Source organism: Cedecea sp. B1(4), from assembly GCF_059414925.1.
The window spans coordinates 205,993-225,317 of the sequence record NZ_JCAHMZ010000008.1 but is presented as its reverse complement, the minus strand read 5'-3'; the positions used below and the strand labels follow the sequence as shown (position 1 = coordinate 225,317).

At 54.9% G+C, this 19,325-nt stretch carries 20 protein-coding genes; 15 read left to right on the top strand and 5 right to left on the bottom strand.

Annotated elements, in window-relative coordinates; genetic code table 11:
• The first annotated feature begins 112 nt into the window (after positions 1–112).
• Entirely contained in the window at positions 113–1,930 is a 1,818-nt protein-coding gene (gene malZ / locus ACR6JA_RS18190) for a maltodextrin glucosidase (protein ID WP_494494031.1), read from the top strand.
• A gap of 24 nt (positions 1,931–1,954) precedes the next feature.
• Here malZ and ACR6JA_RS18185 read toward each other — a convergent pair whose 3' ends face one another.
• A complete protein-coding gene (locus tag ACR6JA_RS18185; protein ID WP_494494032.1) occupies positions 1,955–2,872 on the bottom strand; it encodes a LysR family transcriptional regulator in 918 nt (305 codons plus the stop codon).
• 161 nt (positions 2,873–3,033) lie between these two features.
• Here ACR6JA_RS18185 and ACR6JA_RS18180 point away from each other — a divergent pair, with 161 nt between their 5' ends.
• The 3 genes from ACR6JA_RS18180 to ACR6JA_RS18170 all read left to right on the top strand — a co-directional run bounded on the left by ACR6JA_RS18180 (position 3,034) and on the right by ACR6JA_RS18170 (position 6,176).
• Positions 3,034–3,675 carry a hydrolase gene (locus tag ACR6JA_RS18180; RefSeq protein WP_213713168.1) on the top strand — a complete coding sequence of 214 codons (642 nt, stop codon included), beginning with the start codon at positions 3,034–3,036 and terminating at the stop codon, positions 3,673–3,675.
• A gap of 66 nt (positions 3,676–3,741) precedes the next feature.
• Positions 3,742–4,287 (top strand): antibiotic biosynthesis monooxygenase, encoded by a 546-nt coding sequence (locus ACR6JA_RS18175; protein ID WP_213713170.1) that lies wholly within the window; start codon positions 3,742–3,744, stop codon positions 4,285–4,287.
• Between the two features lie 20 nt (positions 4,288–4,307).
• Positions 4,308–6,176 (top strand): amidohydrolase, encoded by a 1,869-nt coding sequence (locus ACR6JA_RS18170; RefSeq protein WP_494494033.1) that lies wholly within the window; start codon positions 4,308–4,310, stop codon positions 6,174–6,176.
• Between the two features lie 52 nt (positions 6,177–6,228).
• On the opposite strand, the gene ACR6JA_RS18165 is transcribed toward ACR6JA_RS18170, so the two are convergent.
• Both ACR6JA_RS18165 and acpH read right to left on the bottom strand, forming a co-directional pair.
• Positions 6,229–6,831 carry a peroxiredoxin C gene (locus ACR6JA_RS18165; RefSeq protein WP_008454530.1) on the bottom strand — a complete coding sequence of 201 codons (603 nt, stop codon included), beginning with the start codon at positions 6,829–6,831 and terminating at the stop codon, positions 6,229–6,231.
• Positions 6,832–7,031: 200 nt separating this feature from the next.
• Positions 7,032–7,613, bottom strand: a complete 582-nt coding sequence (gene acpH, locus ACR6JA_RS18160) for an ACP phosphodiesterase (RefSeq protein ID WP_213713174.1) — start codon at positions 7,611–7,613, stop codon at positions 7,032–7,034.
• A gap of 114 nt (positions 7,614–7,727) precedes the next feature.
• Here acpH and queA point away from each other — a divergent pair, with 114 nt between their 5' ends.
• The 7 genes from queA to ACR6JA_RS18125 all read left to right on the top strand — a co-directional run bounded on the left by queA (position 7,728) and on the right by ACR6JA_RS18125 (position 14,547).
• Complete coding sequence (queA, locus tag ACR6JA_RS18155) at positions 7,728–8,798, top strand: tRNA preQ1(34) S-adenosylmethionine ribosyltransferase-isomerase QueA (RefSeq protein ID WP_494494034.1); 1,071 nt, start codon at positions 7,728–7,730, stop codon at positions 8,796–8,798.
• 151 nt (positions 8,799–8,949) lie between these two features.
• The gene (gene tgt / locus ACR6JA_RS18150) at positions 8,950–10,077 is read left to right on the top strand and encodes a tRNA guanosine(34) transglycosylase Tgt (RefSeq protein WP_213713176.1); all 1,128 of its coding nucleotides are present in this window, start codon (positions 8,950–8,952) and stop codon (positions 10,075–10,077) included.
• 21 nt (positions 10,078–10,098) lie between these two features.
• Positions 10,099–10,431, top strand: a complete 333-nt coding sequence (yajC, locus tag ACR6JA_RS18145; protein WP_008454538.1) for a preprotein translocase subunit YajC — start codon at positions 10,099–10,101, stop codon at positions 10,429–10,431.
• 27 nt (positions 10,432–10,458) lie between these two features.
• Entirely contained in the window at positions 10,459–12,306 is a 1,848-nt protein-coding gene (gene secD / locus ACR6JA_RS18140) for a protein translocase subunit SecD (protein WP_213713178.1), read from the top strand.
• A 10-nt stretch (positions 12,307–12,316) separates the two neighbouring features.
• On the top strand, positions 12,317–13,288 hold the full coding sequence (gene secF, locus ACR6JA_RS18135) for a protein translocase subunit SecF (protein ID WP_008454542.1): 972 nt from the start codon (positions 12,317–12,319) through the stop codon (positions 13,286–13,288).
• A gap of 132 nt (positions 13,289–13,420) precedes the next feature.
• Positions 13,421–13,786 carry a VOC family protein gene (locus ACR6JA_RS18130; RefSeq protein WP_213713181.1) on the top strand — a complete coding sequence of 122 codons (366 nt, stop codon included), beginning with the start codon at positions 13,421–13,423 and terminating at the stop codon, positions 13,784–13,786.
• Between the two features lie 59 nt (positions 13,787–13,845).
• Positions 13,846–14,547 (top strand): helix-turn-helix transcriptional regulator, encoded by a 702-nt coding sequence (locus ACR6JA_RS18125; RefSeq protein ID WP_039290745.1) that lies wholly within the window; start codon positions 13,846–13,848, stop codon positions 14,545–14,547.
• 41 nt (positions 14,548–14,588) lie between these two features.
• Here the strand turns inward: ACR6JA_RS18125 and ACR6JA_RS18120 are convergent, their stop codons facing one another.
• Positions 14,589–15,467 carry a nucleoside-specific channel-forming protein Tsx gene (locus ACR6JA_RS18120; RefSeq protein ID WP_039290746.1) on the bottom strand — a complete coding sequence of 293 codons (879 nt, stop codon included), beginning with the start codon at positions 15,465–15,467 and terminating at the stop codon, positions 14,589–14,591.
• A gap of 546 nt (positions 15,468–16,013) precedes the next feature.
• Positions 16,014–16,574 (bottom strand): SadB/YajI family lipoprotein, encoded by a 561-nt coding sequence (locus ACR6JA_RS18115; protein WP_008454551.1) that lies wholly within the window; start codon positions 16,572–16,574, stop codon positions 16,014–16,016.
• A gap of 153 nt (positions 16,575–16,727) precedes the next feature.
• Here ACR6JA_RS18115 and nrdR point away from each other — a divergent pair, with 153 nt between their 5' ends.
• From nrdR to nusB, 4 genes are all read left to right on the top strand, one after another.
• On the top strand, positions 16,728–17,177 hold the full coding sequence (nrdR, locus tag ACR6JA_RS18110; protein WP_008454553.1) for a transcriptional regulator NrdR: 450 nt from the start codon (positions 16,728–16,730) through the stop codon (positions 17,175–17,177).
• 5 nt (positions 17,178–17,182) lie between these two features.
• A complete protein-coding gene (gene ribD / locus ACR6JA_RS18105; RefSeq protein ID WP_494494035.1) occupies positions 17,183–18,301 on the top strand; it encodes a bifunctional diaminohydroxyphosphoribosylaminopyrimidine deaminase/5-amino-6-(5-phosphoribosylamino)uracil reductase RibD in 1,119 nt (372 codons plus the stop codon).
• Between the two features lie 76 nt (positions 18,302–18,377).
• Complete coding sequence (ribH, locus tag ACR6JA_RS18100; RefSeq protein ID WP_008454557.1) at positions 18,378–18,848, top strand: 6,7-dimethyl-8-ribityllumazine synthase; 471 nt, start codon at positions 18,378–18,380, stop codon at positions 18,846–18,848.
• A 19-nt stretch (positions 18,849–18,867) separates the two neighbouring features.
• Positions 18,868–19,287, top strand: a complete 420-nt coding sequence (gene nusB, locus ACR6JA_RS18095) for a transcription antitermination factor NusB (RefSeq protein WP_008454563.1) — start codon at positions 18,868–18,870, stop codon at positions 19,285–19,287.
• Positions 19,288–19,325: the final 38 nt, after the last annotated feature.

Genomic DNA, 19,325 nt, shown 5'->3' with positions numbered 1-19,325 from the left:
TTTCTCCCGCCTCCACCCCTCCTGTCCTCCCCCAAATTAACCCGGAATGATGAGTGATAAAGCCTTATGCTGTGGCAAGGTGGCGTCATTTTTAAGCGATGGGAAAGTTACTATGTTGAATGCCTGGCACCTGCCGGTGGCACCGTTTATCCAGAAGCGGGAACGCAGCCTTGTCATTACCCTGTGGCTGGCGGGGGACGACCTGCCGGAAAAAGTGATTCTGCGCGGCGAAAAAGATAACGAAGAGATTTCTCTGGTCATGGTGCGCCAGAAACAGGCTCCCCTTGAGGGCGCTGTCGCCTGGAAAGTCACCCTCGATACCGCCGAAGGGCAGCCGCGCCGTCGCTACAGCTTTAAGCTACTCTGGCAGGACAGGCAGCGCTGGTACACACCTCAGGGCTTCCAGAAAACGCCGCCAGCCCGGTTGGAACAGTTCGCTTTTGATACGCCGGATGATGGCCCGGATTGGGTGCAGGATCAGGTGTTCTATCAGATCTTCCCGGATCGTTTTGCGCGCGGGGCTCATCGCCAGCCGGAGCAGGATAACGTTTATTTTCATCACGCGGCCGGGAGGGATATCGTCCGCCGGGAGTGGCATGAGCCTTTAACCGGGGAAGCCGGAGGATCGACGTTTTACGGCGGCGATCTGGACGGTATCAGTGAAAAGCTGCCGTACCTGAAAAAGCTTGGCGTGACGGCACTTTATCTGAACCCTATTTTTACCGCGCCCAGCGTGCATAAGTACGACACTCAGGATTACCGGCAGGTAGACGAGCAGTTTGGCGGTAATGCCGCTTTCCTGCGGCTGAGGGAAAATACGCGCCGGCAGGGGATGAAGCTGATGCTGGACGGCGTTTTTAACCACAGCGGCGATACGCACGGCTGGTTTGACAGGCATCAGAACGGTGAGAATGGCGCCTGCCATCACCCACAGTCTCCGTGGCGCGACTGGTACAGCTTTTCTGACGAAGGGTTGGCGCTGGACTGGTTGGGCTATTCCAGCCTGCCTAAGCTGGATTATCGCTCGGCCACGCTGGTGGATGAGATCTATCGCGGCGAGCAAAGCATTGTGCGGCACTGGCTGCGGGAGCCCTGGGGCATTGACGGCTGGCGGCTGGACGTAGTGCATATGCTGGGAGAGGAAGGCGTGGCGAAAAATAATCTTCAGCACGTCAGCGGCATTACCCAGGCGGCAAAAGAAACCAAACAGGAGGCTTACGTCCTCGGCGAGCACTTTGGCGATGCCCGGCAGTGGCTGCAGGCCGATGCCGAAGATGCCGCCATGAACTATCGCGGTTTTACTTTCCCGCTGTGGGGATTTTTGGCAAACACCGATATCTCTTACGAGCCGCAGGATATTGACGCCCAAATCTGTATAGCCTGGATGGAAGAGTATCGCTCGGCGCTTTCCCATCAGCAGCAGCTGCGTATGTTTAACCAGCTCGACAGCCACGATACCGCCCGTTTTAAGTCGATTCTTGGTAAAGATGTTGCCCGCTTGCCGCTGGCCGTCATCTGGCTGTACGCCTGGCCCGGCGTGCCCTGTATTTATTACGGCGATGAGGTGGGGCTGGATGGCAACAACGATCCTTTCTGCCGCAAGCCTTTCCCGTGGCAGAAACAGGATCAGGATTTAGATCTGCTGGCGCTTTATCAGCGGCTCGGCAAGCTGAGGAAGCAAAGCCGGGCGCTTCGTCACGGTGGTTGCCGGATCATCTACGCTGAGCAGGACGTCGTAGTGTTCGTGCGTGCTTATCAAAACGAACGTGTTCTGGTGGCCATCAATCGCGGCAGCGAGGTTCAGGCCACGCTCCCGTGGGATGCCTTGCTGAGCGGCAGAGCCTGGACGCAGATCGAAGGCGAGGCGGCGCTCAATAACCGCGAGCTGAGCTTGCCTGCCGTCAGCGCCGCGGTCTGGCGCAGTCTTTAGGTCGGTGACCCGACGGGGAATGATTTAGCTCTCCGTCGGGGGCTGATAAAGGGCGTTGACCAAATCCCCTTCAATAATCTTTTCTCGCCACCAGCGTGCGGCCAGGCCTTCACCCCGGTTATGCCAGCCGATGTAGGTCACGTCCGTCTGGCGGAACGATACAACCGGTTTTTCAATTAATTTGCCGCGGCTCAGGAGTGGCTGGGCGATGTGGCGGGGTAAAAATCCGCAGGCCAGGCCCGATACTAAAATAGCGACCTTGCTCGGGAAGTCGTACACCACCACGCGTTCTTGTTCTTCAATGTAATTGGTGTTGATTGGCTGGCAGTAACGTGCCGTATCGCCAATGATGGCCGCACGATGGCGGCAAACTTCGTCGCTGGAAAGCACATGTTCCGCTTTTGCCAGCGCGTGCTTGGGGGAGACGACAAACACGTTGTCCAGCGTGCCCAGCATCTTGTAGGCGTACTCGGATGACGTCGGCGGCTCGTTAATGGCGCCGAGAATAATGTTCGCGCCGTTGTGGGTCAGTTCTTCCCAGGCACCTGCCAGCGTATGGTGGGTAAAATTAAGCGTGGTTTGCTGATCGAGGGCGTAGAACTCCTCTATCAGCGGCAGCAGCAGGTGGAAGGGAAATGAACCATCCAGCGCAATAGTCAGCGTTTTTTCCCAGCCGGAGGTGGAGCGCAAAGCCTGGCTTTCCAGATCCTTCGCGGCGCTGAGCACCATCCGTCCTTTTTCCAGCACAATTCTGCCGGTGTCGGTAAATTTTGCCCGATGGCCTGAGCGATCCAGCAGTTTAATATTCAGATCGTTTTCTAGCTTCTGCACCATATAACTCAGCGCCGCAGGTGTTTTAAACAGCGATTCAGCGGCGGCGGCAAAGCTGCCGTGTTTGTCTAAGGCATCAAGAATAAGCAGCACATCTAAATTTACACGCATAGTGATAATCCGTTCGGGCTTGTCCTTGCAAAAGTCTATCACCAAAAAATTAAATAAGACGTTAGAAAATTCCGGCTATCAACCCTGCAGCAGTATGCAGAAAATAAAGCGTCATCCAGAGATGGATACCTTAATAACTCATTGATAGCTGAGGGAATAAAATGTCTATTCGTGAACTGATTGACCCAACTAACTCCGCCCTTATTTTTATCGATCACCAGCCGCAAATGGCTTTCGGCGTGGCGAATATCGATCGCCAGACCCTGAAAAATAACACCGTGGCGCTGGCAAAGGCGGGCAAAATATTTAAGGTGCCGACGATTTATACCTCCGTCGAAACCAAAAGCTTCAGCGGCTATATCTGGCCTGAATTATTAGCCGTTCATCCTGAAATTAAGCCCATTGAGCGTACTTCCATGAACTCCTGGGAAGATAAAGCCTTTGTTGAGGCGGTGAAGGCGACGGGCCGTAAAAAACTGATTATTTCAGCGCTGTGGACCGAAGTGTGCCTGACCTTCCCGGCGCTGATGGCGCTGGGAGAAGGCTTTGAAGTGTATGTGGTGACCGACACGTCCGGCGGGACTTCTGTGGATGCCCACGAACGCGCCATTGACCGGATGGTGCAGGCCGGTGCCGTGCCGGTGACCTGGCAGCAGGTTCTGCTGGAGTACCAGCGCGACTGGTCACGCAAAGAAACTTATGACGCGGTGATGAACCTGGTTCGTGAGCACAGCGGGGCTTACGGCATGGGCGTCGACTACGCTTATACGATGGTTCACGGCGCGCCGGAACGTAAAGCCTGATGGATCACACTCGGGGCGGGTTCGCCGCTCCGTTTTTCCTCCCCATTCTGACTCAGGAATTGCGGCATGGCCGACAACAATACCGTTACGCTGGTGATCACCCACGCAATCCGGCCAGGCGAGGCAGTTCGCTACGAGCAATGGCTGGAAAAGATCATGCCGACCGCCGCTCGTTTCCCCGGTCACCTTGGGGTGCATGTGATTCGCCCCACGGCCGGGAACGACACCTATAACGTGGTGATTCGCTTCGACACGCTCGAGCATCTCAATGCCTGGACTGACTCCCCTGAACGCCATCGCCTTGTGGCAGAGATCAAATCCTCCCTTGCCGATGACGACAAAGTGCAGGTGCACACCGAAACGGCCTTCTGGTTTACCCCGGAAAGCGCCACGGTGAAACGCCCGCCGCAGTGGAAGCAGTTCCTGATCACGCTGCTGGTTATCTTCCCCAGTACCAACCTTGTGCCGTGGGTGACGGGTATGTTGTTCCCAGGTTTACGCGGCACGCTTCCCGGGCACTTGCTTAACGATGCCTGCGTGGTAGCGCTGGTGGTCTGGCTCTGGATGCCGATGGTGACGAAGCTGTTTGCCGGTTGGCTAAAAAAAGCATGATTTCTCAGGAGTCCCTGATTATGTCTCAACATGCCTCACTGATTTTGACTCATGGCCAGTTTCACACGCTGGATAAAGAGAATCCGCTTGCCGAAGCGGTAGCGATTAAAGAGGGTAAAATTCTGGCGGCGGGCAGCACCGCCTATGTGATGAGCTTTGCCGGAGAAGGTAGCCAGGTCGTCGATTTGAAAGGCCACACGGTGATCCCCGGCCTGAACGATTCGCACCTGCACCTGATTCGCGGCGGGCTGAACTACAACCTTGAGCTGCGCTGGGAAGGTGTGCCTTCGCTGGCCGATGCCCTGCGCATGCTAAAAGAACAGGCGCTGCGCACGCCGTCTCCGCAGTGGGTACGCGTGGTGGGTGGCTGGACAGAGTTCCAGTTTGCCGAACGCCGCATGCCTACCATCGAAGAACTTAACGAGGCCGCGCCCGATACGCCGGTATTCGTTCTGCATCTGTACGACAGAGCTTTGCTCAACCGTGCCGCGCTGAAAGCGGTGGGCTATACCAAAGAGACGCCAAACCCGCCAGGTGGCGAGATTGTCCGTGACGGCAACGGGAATCCGACAGGAATGCTGGTGGCGAAGCCTAACGCGATGATCCTTTATTCTACGCTGGCAAAAGGGCCGAAACTGCCGCTGGAGATGCAGGTGAACTCAACGCGGCAGTTTATGCGTGAGCTGAACCGCCTGGGCGTGACCAGCGCGATTGACGCGGGCGGTGGTTTCCAGAACTACCCTGAGGATTACCAGGTTATCGACGAGCTGCACAGTAAAAAGCAGATGACGGTGCGCATTGCCTATAACCTGTTTACCCAGCGCCCTCAGCATGAGCTGGAAGATTTTGAAAAATGGACTGACATGCTGACGCCGGGGCAGGGTACCGATTTCTACCGCGCCAACGGGGCCGGCGAAATGCTGGTGTTCTCAGCGGCGGATTTTGAAGACTTCCTGCAGCCCCGCCCGGATTTGCCGGACGGCATGGAGCAGGAGCTGGAGCGCGTGGTGCGCCATCTGGTTGAACACCGCTGGCCGTTCAGGCTGCATGCCACCTACAACGAGTCCATCAGCCGTATGCTGGACGTGTTCGAAAAGGTTAATCGCGATATTCCGTTCAACGGCCTGCACTGGCTGTTTGACCACGCGGAGACGATTACCGAACGCAATATCGACCGGGTTAAGGCGCTGGGCGGTGGGATTGCGGTTCAGCACCGCATGGCTTTCCAGGGCGAATACTATGCAGAGCGCTACGGGATTGAGGCGGTGAAACAAACGCCGCCGGTGGCGAAAATGCTCGCGGCGGGCGTACCTGTGGGGTTAGGCACTGACGCCACGCGCGTGGCCAGCTACAACCCGTGGACAGCGCTTTACTGGCTGGTGTCCGGGCGCACGGTGGGCGGTATGCAGATGTACGACGAGAATAACCGTATGTCCCGCGATGTTGCCCTTGAGCTATGGACCGCAGGCAGCGCCTGGTTCTCTAACGAGCAGGGCAAGAAAGGGCGGATTCAGGCGGGGCAACTGGCTGACCTGGTCGTGCTGTCTCAGGACTACTTCAGCGTGCAGGAAGAGGCTATCAAGGGTATTGAATCAGTGATGACCGTGGTGGATGGAAAAGTGGTTTACGCCACCGGAGCCTTTACGCCTCTGGCTCCGCCAGCCATTCCCGTTGTGCCTGACTGGTCGCCTGTGGTGAACGTGCCGGGGCATTACCGTTCCGCACCGCCAGCGGCGGCAAAAGTGGGGATGATAGCATCGGTGCATCAGTGCTGCGGGAGCTGCAACGTCCACGGGCACCAGCATGATGTGGCGCGTAATTCCTCGATTCCCGTCGGCGATGAGACGGCGTTCTGGGGCGTGATGGGCTGTTCCTGCTTCGCCTTCTGACAAAAACAAAACAGGCCGCAATCGCGGCCTTTTCTTCGAACTTGCTTAGCGATTACAGCTTAGCAACGTTCTCGCTCAGGTACTTAGCAACGCCGTCCGGAGACGCGTTCATGCCTTCTTTCCCTTTTTCCCACTGAGCCGGGCACACTTCGCCGTGCTCTTCGTGGAACTGCAGCGCGTCAACCATACGCAGCATTTCGTCGATGTTACGACCCAGCGGCAGATCGTTCACAACCTGGTGGCGAACGATACCGGCTTTGTCGATCAGGAAGGAACCGCGCAGCGCAACGCCCGCTTCCGGGTGTTCGATGCCGTAGGCTTGCTGGATTTCACGTTTGATATCAGCAACCATCGCGTATTTCACTTCGCCGATGCCGCCTTTATCTACAGGGGTTTTACGCCATGCGTTGTGAACGAACTCGGAGTCAAAAGATACACCAACGACTTCTACGCCACGTTTCTGGAATTCTTCGTAACGCTTGTCGAACGCGATCAGTTCAGACGGGCAAACGAAGGTGAAGTCCATCGGCCAGAAGAACACAACGGTGGCTTTACCGTTGGTGTGTTTTTTGAAGTTGAAGTTTTCAACGATTTCGCCATTGCCCAGAACGGCAGCAGCGGTAAAGTCAGGGGCTGGACGAGTAACCAGGACCATATGTACTCCTGTTAATTTTGTTAAAGTGAATGTTAACGCAACGGGGGGAGTATAGGGGCTCCATTCCATGTAGCTCAATGGCATCTTGCCAATCAATCAGATAGGTTTTGGCTATCAAAAAGACGCATATCTTGATGCCGATAACCAAGATAGCCCTTTTTCGAAAAAGGGCAAGTTGTTCTAACGTGAACCGGGAACGATCACAAACTTTTTTGTTCCGCCATCGCCATCATGCGCGGGTAGAACTGCCAGAACAACGCCTCCAGTTGGTCATAATGGGCGTCGAGATCGTGCCAGGAATCTCGCAGGGCATCGAGTTTTGGTCTACGGCTTGCCATCCCATTGAGAACGTTAGCAATAAAGTCCATATCCTGATAACGCTCCAGCCAGCGTTCACGCCACAAATAGTTATTAAGATTAATGAAACGCGGCGGCGTGTCGTCAAGCTTGGGCACAATTTGCCCGCGAGCATAGGCGACAAAATTTTCAAGCTCGATATCCGGGCAGACTTTATGCCAGTGGCGCGACAGGAAGTGGTCCCACATGACATCCAGAGAAATCGGCGACACTCGCCGCGTCTTTGGGCTGAACCAGCCGCGGGCTAGAGCCACTTCCGGCAGTCCGTCCGTCAGGACATCGACTCTGCGGTGCATATAAATGCCGGCCACGACCTCGGGTGAAAAGCTGTCGTCCGGGCTGCCACGCACGAAATCCGCCAGCAAATTTCCCAGCAGTGAACTTTGGGCCAGATGTGCCAAATGCAGGTGGGCAAGAAAATTCATCGAATAGTTATTCCATTTATGGCGTTAAAACGGCTTGAGCAGGGTAAACGTGTTGCAGGGAAAGCCCCCTGCCACTAGACTAAGCCGCCTGTTTTTAAGTCTGAGTGCTATACCATGCGCGTTGCTGATTTTTCCTTTGAACTGCCTGAATCCCTGATTGCTCATTATCCGCAAGCCGAGCGCAGCAGCTGCCGCTTGCTGTCACTTGACGGGCCGACGGGCGCATTGGCGCATGGCACTTTCACCGATTTGCTCGACAAGCTCAACCCCGGTGACCTGCTGGTGTTCAACAACACCCGCGTAATCCCGGCTCGCCTGTTTGGCCGTAAAGCCAGCGGCGGGAAAATTGAAGTACTGGTCGAGCGTATGCTGGATGATAAACGCATTCTGGCACACATTCGCGCCTCTAAAGCGCCAAAACCTGGCGCTGAGCTGCTGCTGGGTGATGATGAAAGCGTACACGCCACCATGGTTGCGCGCCACGATGCGCTGTTTGAAGTCGAGTTTAACGACGAGCGCGCCGTACTGGATATCTTAAATAACATCGGCCATATGCCGCTGCCACCGTACATCGACCGCCCAGATGAAGAAGCCGACCGCGAGCTTTATCAAACGGTTTATAGCCAGAAGCCGGGGGCGGTTGCTGCGCCGACAGCAGGTCTGCACTTTGACGAGCCGCTGCTGGAAAAACTGCGCAATAAAGATGTCGATATGGCGTTCGTCACGCTGCACGTCGGGGCGGGGACGTTCCAGCCGGTGCGCGTGGACAGCATCGAAGACCACATCATGCACTCTGAGTATGCCGAAGTGCCTCAGGACGTTGTGGACGCAGTGCTGGCCTGTAAAGCGCGTGGCAATCGCGTTATTGCGGTCGGAACCACGTCGGTACGTTCCCTGGAAAGCGCTGCTCAGGCTGCGAAAAACGACCTGATCGAGCCGTTCTTCGGCGATACCCAAATCTTCATCTACCCGGGCTATCAGTACAAAGTGATCGACGCGCTGGTGACGAACTTCCACCTGCCGGAGTCTACGCTGATTATGCTGGTCTCCGCGTTTGCTGGTTATAAAAATACAATGCACGCTTACCACGAAGCGGTGAAAGCGGAATATCGCTTCTTTAGCTACGGCGACGCGATGTTCATTACTTGTAATCCGCAGGCGATAAACGAACGCCCGGGGGCGTGATTGCCCCTCACCCTAACCAGGTCTTCTTTTCCCCTCTCCCTTCCAGGGAGAGGGCCGGGGTGAGGGTAACCCACCCCAGCTTATTCCGCCGTGAGCACCGCCCACGGCGTTAATTGACTCACCAGACTGTTTCTCTGGTGCTGGAGGAAATGTGAAATTTGAATTAGATACCACCGACGGCCGCGCACGACGCGGTCGCCTGGTCTTTGAACGTGGCACCGTCGAAACCCCGGCCTTCATGCCGGTGGGCACTTACGGCACCGTAAAAGGGATGACGCCGGAAGAAGTTGAAGCCACGGGCGCGCAGATTATCCTGGGCAATACCTTCCATTTATGGCTGCGTCCTGGCCAGGAAATCATGAAACTGCACGGCGACCTGCATGATTTTATGCAGTGGAAGGGCCCAATCCTGACGGACTCCGGTGGTTTCCAGGTATTCAGCCTGGGCGACATCCGTAAGATCACCGAAGCGGGCGTGCATTTCCGCAACCCGATCAACGGCGATCCTATTTTCCTCGATCCTGAAAAATCCATGGAAATTCAGTACGATCTGGGTTCCGATATCGTCATGATCTTCGACGAATGTACGCCGTACCCAGCGGACTGGGATTACGCGAAACGCTCCATGGAAATGTCCCTGCGTTGGGCGCAGCGTAGCCGCGATCGCTTTGATTCCCTTGAGAATAAAAATGCGCTGTTCGGTATTATTCAGGGCAGCGTTTACGAAGATTTACGAGATATCTCGGTAAAAGGTCTGGTAGAGATTGGCTTTGATGGCTACGCTGTCGGCGGCCTGGCGGTAGGTGAGCCTAAGGAAGACATGCACCGTATTCTGGAGCACGTTTGCCCGCAGATTCCTGCCGATAAACCACGTTACCTGATGGGCGTAGGTAAGCCGGAAGACCTGGTTGAAGGGGTTCGTCGCGGTATCGACATGTTCGACTGCGTCATGCCAACTCGTAATGCTCGTAACGGTCACCTGTTCGTGACGGACGGCGTAGTGAAAATCCGCAATGCTAAGCATAAAGATGACACCGCCCCGCTCGATGCCGAGTGTGATTGCTATACGTGTCGCAATTATTCACGTGCCTACTTGCATCATCTCGACCGTTGCAACGAAATACTGGGCGCGCGTCTCAATACCATTCATAACCTGCGCTATTACCAGCGTTTAATGGCTGGTTTACGTCAGGCCATTGAAGAGGGTAAATTAGAGCACTTCGTGACTGATTTTTACGAGCGGACAGGTAAGCCGGTTCCACCTTTGAACGTTGATTAATTTAATAATGAGGGAATTTTAATGAGCTTTTTCATTTCTGATGCTGTCGCTTCTGCGGGTGCTGCTCCAGGACAGAGTCAATGGACTTTGATTCCAATGTTGGTGGTCTTCGGCCTGATTTTCTATTTTATGATCCTGCGTCCGCAGCAAAAGCGTACCAAAGAGCATAAAAAACTGATGGACTCCATCTCCAAGGGTGATGAAGTGCTGACCAACGGTGGCCTGGTTGGCCGCGTAACTAAAGTAGCTGAAACTGGCTACATTGCTATCGCGCTGAACGATACCACCGAAGTGGTTATCAAACGTGATTTCGTAGCTGCCGTTCTGCCGAAAGGCACCATGAAGGCGCTGTAATTTTCGTTTTCCCTAAGGGAACTACACGTGTTAAACCGTTATCCTTTGTGGAAGTACATCATGCTGATCGCCGTGTTGGCGATTGGCCTGCTGTATGCGCTTCCCAACCTGTATGGTGAGGATCCGGCAGTTCAGTTAACTGGCGTGCGCGGTGCCGCCGCCAGTGAACAAACGCTGATCCAGGTCGAAAACACCTTAAAACAAGAAAATATCACCGCTAAGTCTGTGGCGCTTGAAGAGGGCGCTATTCTCGCTCGCTTCGACTCTACCGATACCCAGCTCCGTGCGCGTGAAGCGCTGATGAGCGTGATGGGTGACAACTATGTCGTGGCGCTTAACCTTGCTCCTGCAACCCCTCGCTGGATGTCGACTATCGGTGCGAACCCGATGAAGCTCGGCCTTGACCTGCGCGGTGGCGTCCACTTCCTGATGGAAGTCGATATGGACACAGCGCTGGGCAAGCTCCAGGAACAAAATATCGATGGCCTGCGCAGCGACCTGCGTGACAAGGGCATTGCTTATACCAACGTGCGTAAAGCCGACAATTACGGCGTAGACATCGTCTTCCGTGATTCAAGCGCGCGCGACTCTGCAAGAGATTACCTCTCCTCCCGCCATCGCGATCTGGTGTTCTCCAACCAGGGGAGTAATACGCTGCGTGCCGTGATGAGCGATGCTCGTCTGAGCGAAGCGCGTGAGTACGCGGTCCAGCAGAACATCAACATCCTGCGTAACCGTGTGAACCAGCTTGGCGTTGCCGAACCGCTGGTACAGCGCCAGGGTGCTGACCGCATCGTGGTTGAGCTGCCGGGTATTCAGGACACCGCACGTGCGAAAGAAATCCTGGGTGCAACCGCTACGCTGGAATTCCGCCTGGTAAATACCAACGTGGATGCCTCTGCGGCAGCGTCTGGCCGCGTGCCGGGTGACTCCGAAGTGAAGCAGACTCGCGAAGGCCAACCGGTTGTGCTGTACAAGCGCGTGATTCTGACCGGGGACCATATCACTGACTCCACGTCCAGCATGGATGAATACAACCAGCCTCAGGTAAATATCTCCCTGGACAGCGCTGGCGGTACCATCATGTCTAACTTCACCAAAGACAACATCGGCAAGCCGATGGCGACCCTCTTTGTGGAGTACAAGGACAGCGGTAAGAAAGACGCGAATGGCCGTTCCGTCCTGATGAAAGAAGAAGAAGTTATCAACGTGGCGAACATTCAGTCTCGCCTGGGTAACAGCTTCCGCATCACCGGGATCAGCAATCCGAATGAAGCTCGCCAGCTCTCTCTGCTGCTGCGCGCGGGTGCGCTGATTGCGCCGATTCAGATTGTTGAAGAACGTACCATCGGCCCAACGCTGGGTCTGGAAAACATCAAGCAGGGCCTGGAAGCGTGTCTGGCAGGTCTGGTGGTCTCTATCATCTTTATGGTCTTCTTCTATAAGAAGTTTGGCCTGATTGCGACCTCTGCGCTGCTGGCTAACCTGGTGCTGATTGTGGGGATCATGTCCCTGCTGCCTGGGGCGACGCTGACCATGCCGGGTATTGCAGGTGTTGTCTTAACCCTTGCGGTAGCGGTGGATGCCAACGTACTGATTAACGAACGTATCAAAGAAGAACTGCGAAACGGGCGTTCGGTACAGCAGGCCATTGATGAAGGCTACAAAGGCGCGTTCAGCTCCATTTTCGATGCCAACATCACCACGCTTATCAAAGTTATCATCCTGTATGCCGTGGGCACCGGGGCGATCAAAGGGTTTGCTATTACCACCGGTATTGGCGTTGCGACCTCGATGTTTACCGCAATCGTCGGCACCCGTGCCATCGTGAACCTGTTGTACGGCGGCAAACGCATCAACAAGCTGTCTATCTAAGGAGTGCGTTGTGGCACAGGAATATACTGTTGAACAATTGAACCACGGCCGTAAAGTCTATGACTTTATGCGCTGGGACAACTGGGCCTTCGGCATCTCCGGCATTCTGCTGATCCTTTCCGTCGCGATTATCGGCGTGAAAGGCTTCAACTGGGGCCTGGACTTTACCGGCGGTACGGTTATCGAAATCGGGCTGGAAAAACCAGCCGAGCTGGACACCATGCGCGCCGCGCTGCAGAAGGCGGGCTTTGAAGAGCCGCTGGTGCAGAACTTCGGCAGCAGCCGTGACATCATGGTTCGCATGCCGCCTGCTAAAGGCGAAACCGGCGGCCAGGTGCTCGGCAGCAAGGTTGTGAGCGTGATTAACGAAGCGACCAGCCAGAATGCGGCAGTGAAGCGTATTGAGTTTGTCGGCCCAAGCGTGGGTGCGGATCTGGCTCAAAATGGTGCGATGGCGCTGCTCGTCGCGCTGTTGTCGATTCTGGTGTACGTAGGGTTCCGCTTCGAGTGGCGTCTGGCTGCCGGTGTGGTTATCAAGCTGGCGCACGACGTGGTGATTACCATGGGTGTGCTGTCGCTGTTCCACATTGAAATTGACCTGACCATCGTCGCGTCGTTGATGTCGGTTATCGGCTACTCGCTGAACGACAGCATCGTGGTTTCGGACCGTATTCGTGAAAACTTCCGCAAGATCCGCCGCGGGACGCCTTACGAGATCTTTAACGTCTCCCTGACCCAGACGCTGCAAAGGACCTTGATCACTTCCGGTACCACCTTAGTGGTTATCCTGATGCTGTATCTGTTCGGTGGGGCGCTGCTGAAAGGCTTCTCCCTGACGATGCTTATCGGTGTCACCATCGGTACCGTGTCTTCTATCTACGTCGCCTCTGCGCTGGCGTTGAAGCTGGGCATGAAGCGCGAGCATATGCTGCAGCAAAAGGTAGAGAAAGAAGGGGCAGATCAGCCGTCCATTCTGCCGTAATAGCGTTAAGCGTTTGATAAAACCGCAGCCTTCGAGCTGCGGTTTTTTTTCGCCCGGTGTTTTTCTCCTGACAGTATGGTGTCAGGAGGGGGTCAGCAGACTCGTGGTTACTGACAACACAGGAGAAACACAATGAGCACACTCATCAACTGGTTTGAGATCCCCGTTACCGATATGGCGCGAGCGGTCGCTTTTTACCAACGTGTACTGAACGCTGAATTTCGTCGCGAAACGATAGCTGGCGTGGAGAATGCGGTATTTTCGTATAACCAACCTGCCACCGGCGGCTCTTTGGTGAAGGGGGAGCGGTTTGTGCCTTCAGAGACAGGCGCGGTGATTTATCTTTATACGCCCGATATCGTTAAAGCATTACAGCAGGTAGAAGTGGCGGGAGGCCGGCTGGATTTTGGTCCGCAGGTGTTGCCCTATGATATCGGCACGATTGCGTTAATGATCGACAGCGAGGGCAATCGCGTCGGGTTGCATCAGCCGGTTTAAGTCTTAATACTGACGCTAAAGCCTGCCGCCCGGGCAGGCCTTATTTTCCCGGAACGCCCATGAGCCGAAGAGCCGATCGATTATTTCAGATAGTGCAAATCCTTCGCGGCAGGCGGCTGACGACGGCTGCACAGCTTGCCGAACGGCTGGAGGTCTCGGAGCGAACTATCTACCGCGACATTCAGGATCTCTCCCTCTCCGGCGTGCCGATAGAAGGGGAGGCGGGCTGCGGCTATCGCCTGCTGGCAGGGTACGATCTTCCTCCGCTGATGCTGACGACCGGGGAAGTTGAGGCGGTGATTGCGGCGTTAAGAATGGTGCAAACCTGGAGTGGAGAATCGCTGGCCAAATCTGCCGAGTCCGTGCATGAAAAACTCCTCGCAGTGCTCACTCCGGAAAAGCGTAGGGTTGCCGAACGTAGTCGTATAATTTCGCCTAATTTTAATAAGTTTCCGCAGGTGAAAGCCCGGTTCGATCTGTTTCATGCCGCCATCGACAAATTCCAGGTTGTTCATCTTCTTTATGAGGATGAAAAAGGGGAATTGACGGAGCGGGATATTCACCCTCTTGGGCTGTCATTTTGGGGAGAGGTCTGGCTGCTGGTGGCCTGGTGCGAAGCCCGGAATGATTATCGTAGCTTCAGGCTGGATCGCTGTCGGGATATCCATTTAACCGGACGGGTGTTTCAGGAGCGCCACGATCGTTCTCTGCAGGCTTTTATTGCGCTTCAGAAGGCCAAAGGCTATCTGCCTGAGAAATAAAAAAACCGGCCAGTTGGCCGGTTTTTTACAGGTGGCGGCGATTAGAAGTTGTAACCTACCACGAAGTAGCCGCCCCAGCCGGTTGCGCGAACGGTTTCAGTCATCCAGTTCAGCTGGGTGCCGTCGTTCCACTGGCCGCCGTTATGGAAGTAACGGGCCACGATGGAGTAGTGCAGGTGATCGTAGTTCAGCGACAGGATGTGGCTGGAAGCGATGGAGTTGCTGGTACGCTGCTTCAGACCGTTAGTGCCGTAGCCGCTGTCTTTGCCCAGATCTGAACCCCAGTCAAAGTTGGTGAAACCGATATAGCTCAGGTTACCGCCCCACAGGGAGGTGATCGGCACGAAGTATTTCACCTTGAAACGGTAGCCGTCCCACTCGTTTTCGTTGCTCGCTTTATAGTTCTGCCACTGGTATTTGGCATACACGTTCATCGACAGGCTCATCGGCAGGCCGGTATCGATGTCGGTACCCAGACCCATGTACCAGGTGCTTTGGCGACCCGTCGCGTTACGGCCCATATCGTAAATGTAGTTGTTCGCGAAGTACCACTCTTTGAACGGACCAAAGCTCAGGTCGGTCCCGGTCAGCTTATCGATGGAGAAGCGAGGTTCGATTTCCATAAACAGTGGGGAACCGTGGTTCCAGATCCCTTTCGCCTGGGTGTTACCGCCGAAGAAGACTGGCGCATCCACGTAGCCGTAGAAATCGAACCAGTCTTTTTTGGCGAATGCTTCATATTCCAGGTAGGTATCGTTGCGCAGCTGAGGCCCGAAACGGGTGTGATAGCTGCCGACAACGTTAACGCTCTGGTGCCACCAGTCGGAGAGGTATTCGCTGTTTTTTGCTTCTTCTGCGCTGGCAGAGAAAGAGCTGGAAAGCGCCAGAACGGTGCCGGCTGCCAGAATAATTTTTTTCATATTTTTAGCCACTGTTTACGTAATTTTGGTGCGATGCGGATGTGAGATGTCATCCCTGGCCGCCGGTCTCAGGGGAAGGACCTTTGCAGCGCGACTATTATAGAAATCCCTGCTCACAAAAATATGTTCTATTTCACATTCTTCTCATATGCGTAATCGATTGCGTTCACGTTTGCGCACATTAAAAACGGCGTGATTGTACCTGCTTCGTCAAATTACGCAAACGTATGCCGGGTTGTTACATCTAAATGTGATGTGGATCACTCTAAGGGCGAAGTGATAATAGTGGGGCTGCTTCACATATTGTGCGGGGCGTGAGAAAGAGTGTGACAAGCTCTCTCGTCGAAAAATGTATCTTAGTCACCTTTTTGTTTCATCGCTTTCGGGAGAACGGGGTGACTTCGACCCTCACCCCGGCCCTCTCCCAGAGGGAGGGGGGGAAAACTGCCGATGATTTATTCCCTCTCCCTTTTAGGGAGAGGGCTAGGTGGAGGGTAAGAAGCGAAGCTGTGGTTGAAGCGAGCGCCGGACAAGGGGGCGAAAGAATTATTGCGCCGGTGCTGGCTGCGCGGAAGAAACTGGCTGGATATCATGAACGCGCACAAACCCTAATTGATCGGGCGTGATACCGGACAGGCGAAGCGGAATCGACACGTCGCTTGGGGCGAGAATGCTGGCCGGGGCGTCTATGGACTGCGTTTGCACATTAACTTCCTGGAAACTGTCGGTGGTGCCCTGGATCTGCCCCCATTCTACTTTGCCGCTAAATGCCGGCAGCGGATCGTTCGACTCCCCTTGAATCAGCAGCGTGGCGCGGGTGCCGTTGGCTTCAGCCGCAACGTTTGTCAGCGACATTTTCAGGTTACCAATCTGGCTGTTGAGGCGCGCTGCCGTGTTTGAACCCGGTAGCAGATAAACGCCGCTGGTCGACTTCGCGTTCAGGGCATTCTGCTGGGTCAGCTTCACCGTTTGCTGGCTAAGTTTAGTCATTTCCTGATTTAGCGAACCAATTTGGCTGCGCATCTGACGCACTTCAGTTTGCTGGGCACAAGCGGTCAGGCTTATCAGGCTTGAAACCAGGATGATTCTTAAGTAAGTCTTTGTCATGGTTAGTTTTTCCTTGCTAAGGTTCGCTGATTTAAGCGTAGTACTTCGCGCTTGAAAAGTCATATTTGATGTTGCAGTGTCGGCGCTGTCTTTGTACTCCCACAACTTCGCGGTAAACTATTGTTCATCTTTATAATCCCAGCAGGAAACGCTATGCATTGCCCATTCTGTTTCGCCGTGGACACCAAAGTTATCGACTCTCGCCTGGTGGGTGAAGGTTCCTCCGTACGCCGTCGGCGCCAGTGTCTGGTCTGTCACGAACGCTTCACGACTTTCGAGGTTGCGGAGCTGGTGATGCCGAGAGTGGTGAAGAGTAATGAGGTGCGCGAGCCGTTTAACGAAGACAAACTGCGCAGCGGCATCCTGAAAGCGTTGGAAAAACGTCCGGTCAATTCTGACGACGTGGAAATGGCCATCAGCCATATTAAGTCGCACCTTCGAGCAACCGGCGAACGCGAAATCCCGAGTAAACTCATCGGTAACCTGGTGATGGAGCAGCTCAAAAAGCTGGATAAAGTCGCCTATATTCGGTTTGCTTCGGTCTACCGTAGCTTTGAAGATATCAAAGAATTTGGTGAAGAAATCGCCCGTTTACAGGATTAATGCCGATGTCCCTTGATGAACAGTTTATGGCTCGAGCGCTTGAGCTGGCTAAGCGCGGGCGTTTTACCACTGCACCGAACCCGAATGTCGGCTGCGTGATAGTTAAAGACGGCAAGATTGTGGGGGAAGGGTTCCACTTTCGCGCCGGTGAACCTCATGCGGAAGTTCACGCTTTGCGCATGGCAGGCGAACAGGCCCGGGGCGCAACGGCTTACGTTACGCTCGAACCCTGCAGCCACCATGGCCGCACGCCACCGTGCTGTGATGCCTTGATTGCCGCAGGCGTTTCTCGCGTGGTAGCCGCCATGCAGGATCCTAACCCGCAGGTTGCCGGCCGGGGCCTCTACCGCTTGCAGCAGGCGGGCATTGAAGTCAGCCACGGCCTGATGATGAACGAAGCTGAAGCGCTGAACCGCGGGTTCCTCAAGCGTATGCGCACGGGTTTTCCATTTATCCAGCTTAAGCTTGGTGCTTCGCTGGATGGCCGTACCGCGATGGCAAGCGGAGAGAGCAAATGGATTACCTCTCCCCTGGCGCGTCGCGATGTGCAGCGCCAGCGTGCGCAAAGTGCCGCGATTCTTTCCAGCGATGCGACCGTATTGGCAGATAACCCGTCATTAACGGTGCGCAGGGATGAGCTGGATAGCGCCAGCCAGGCTATTTATTCCCAACAGGATTTACGTCAGCCGATTCGTATTGTGCTGGATCGTCAAAACCGGGTAACGCCACAGCACCAAATTATTGCCAATCCGGGGCAAACCTGGCTTGCCCGCAGCCAGGCGGATGAACAATCCTGGCCGGAGGACGTCGAGCAACTGCTGGTGCCTGAACATAATGGGCATCTTGATTTGGTCGTGTTAATGATGCAGCTTGGCAAACGGCAGGTGAATTCTGTCTGGGTTGAGGCCGGGGCAACGCTTGCCGGGGCGCTGTTGCAGGCAGGCCTGGTGGATGAGCTGATTGTCTATGTCGCACCTAAATTATTAGGCAATGATGCCCGCGGTTTGTGCGAGCTTCCTGGCCTTGAAAAACTTGCTGATGCGCCGGAGTTCAGCTTTAGCGAAGTCCGCCAGGTTGGCCCCGATTTGTGCCTGCATTTGACGCCCATTTACGGACGCCAGTAAAACGTAAGCAGTCACGAAAAGATTATGATAAAATCCGCCCCCCTGCGGGGCTAAACAGAACCCGTAAAGGAAGATTATGAACATTATTGAAGCTGCTGTTGCTACTCCTGACGCTCGCGTCGCCATCACCATCGCGCGTTTTAACAACTTCATCAATGACAGCCTGCTGGAAGGTGCTATCGACGCCCTGAAACGCATTGGTCAGGTGAAAGACAAAAACATCACCGTAGTTTGGGTGCCGGGCGCTTACGAGCTGCCGCTGGCCGCTGATGCACTGGCTAAAACCGGTAAATACGATGCTGTTATCGCGCTGGGTACCGTGATTCGCGGAGGCACTGCACACTTCGAATACGTTGCCGGCGGTGCCAGCAACGGTCTGTTAAGCGTAGGCCAGGACAGCGGTATTCCCGTTGCCTTCGGCGTGCTGACCACTGAAAGCATTGAACAAGCCATCGAACGCGCTGGCACTAAAGCCGGTAACAAAGGTGCAGAAGCTGCACTGACCGCGCTTGAAATGATTAATGTATTGAAAGCCATCAAGGCCTGATTTTTGTAAGGGGAAATCCGTGAAACCTGCTGCTCGTCGCCGCGCCCGTGAGTGTGCCGTCCAGGCGCTCTACTCCTGGCAGTTGTCTAAAAACGACATTGCTGATGTCGAATACCAGTTCCTGGCGGAACAGGACGTCAAAGATGTTGACGTTGTCTACTTCCGCGAGCTGCTGAGCGGCGTGGCTACCAACAGCGCGTATCTGGATGGGCTAATGAAGCCTTACCTGTCCCGTCTGCTTGAAGAGCTGGGTCAGGTGGAAAAAGCGGTACTGCGCATTGCGCTGTTTGAACTGTCCAAACGTGATGATGTGCCATATAAAGTGGCCATCAACGAAGCGATTGAGCTGGCGAAAACCTTCGGTGCCGAAGACAGCCATAAGTTCGTTAACGGCGTTCTCGATAAAGCTGCTCCCGCTATTCGTCCCCACAAGAAGTAATCTCCTGGCCGGGTTTTCCCGGCCTTCTTTTTTCCTGC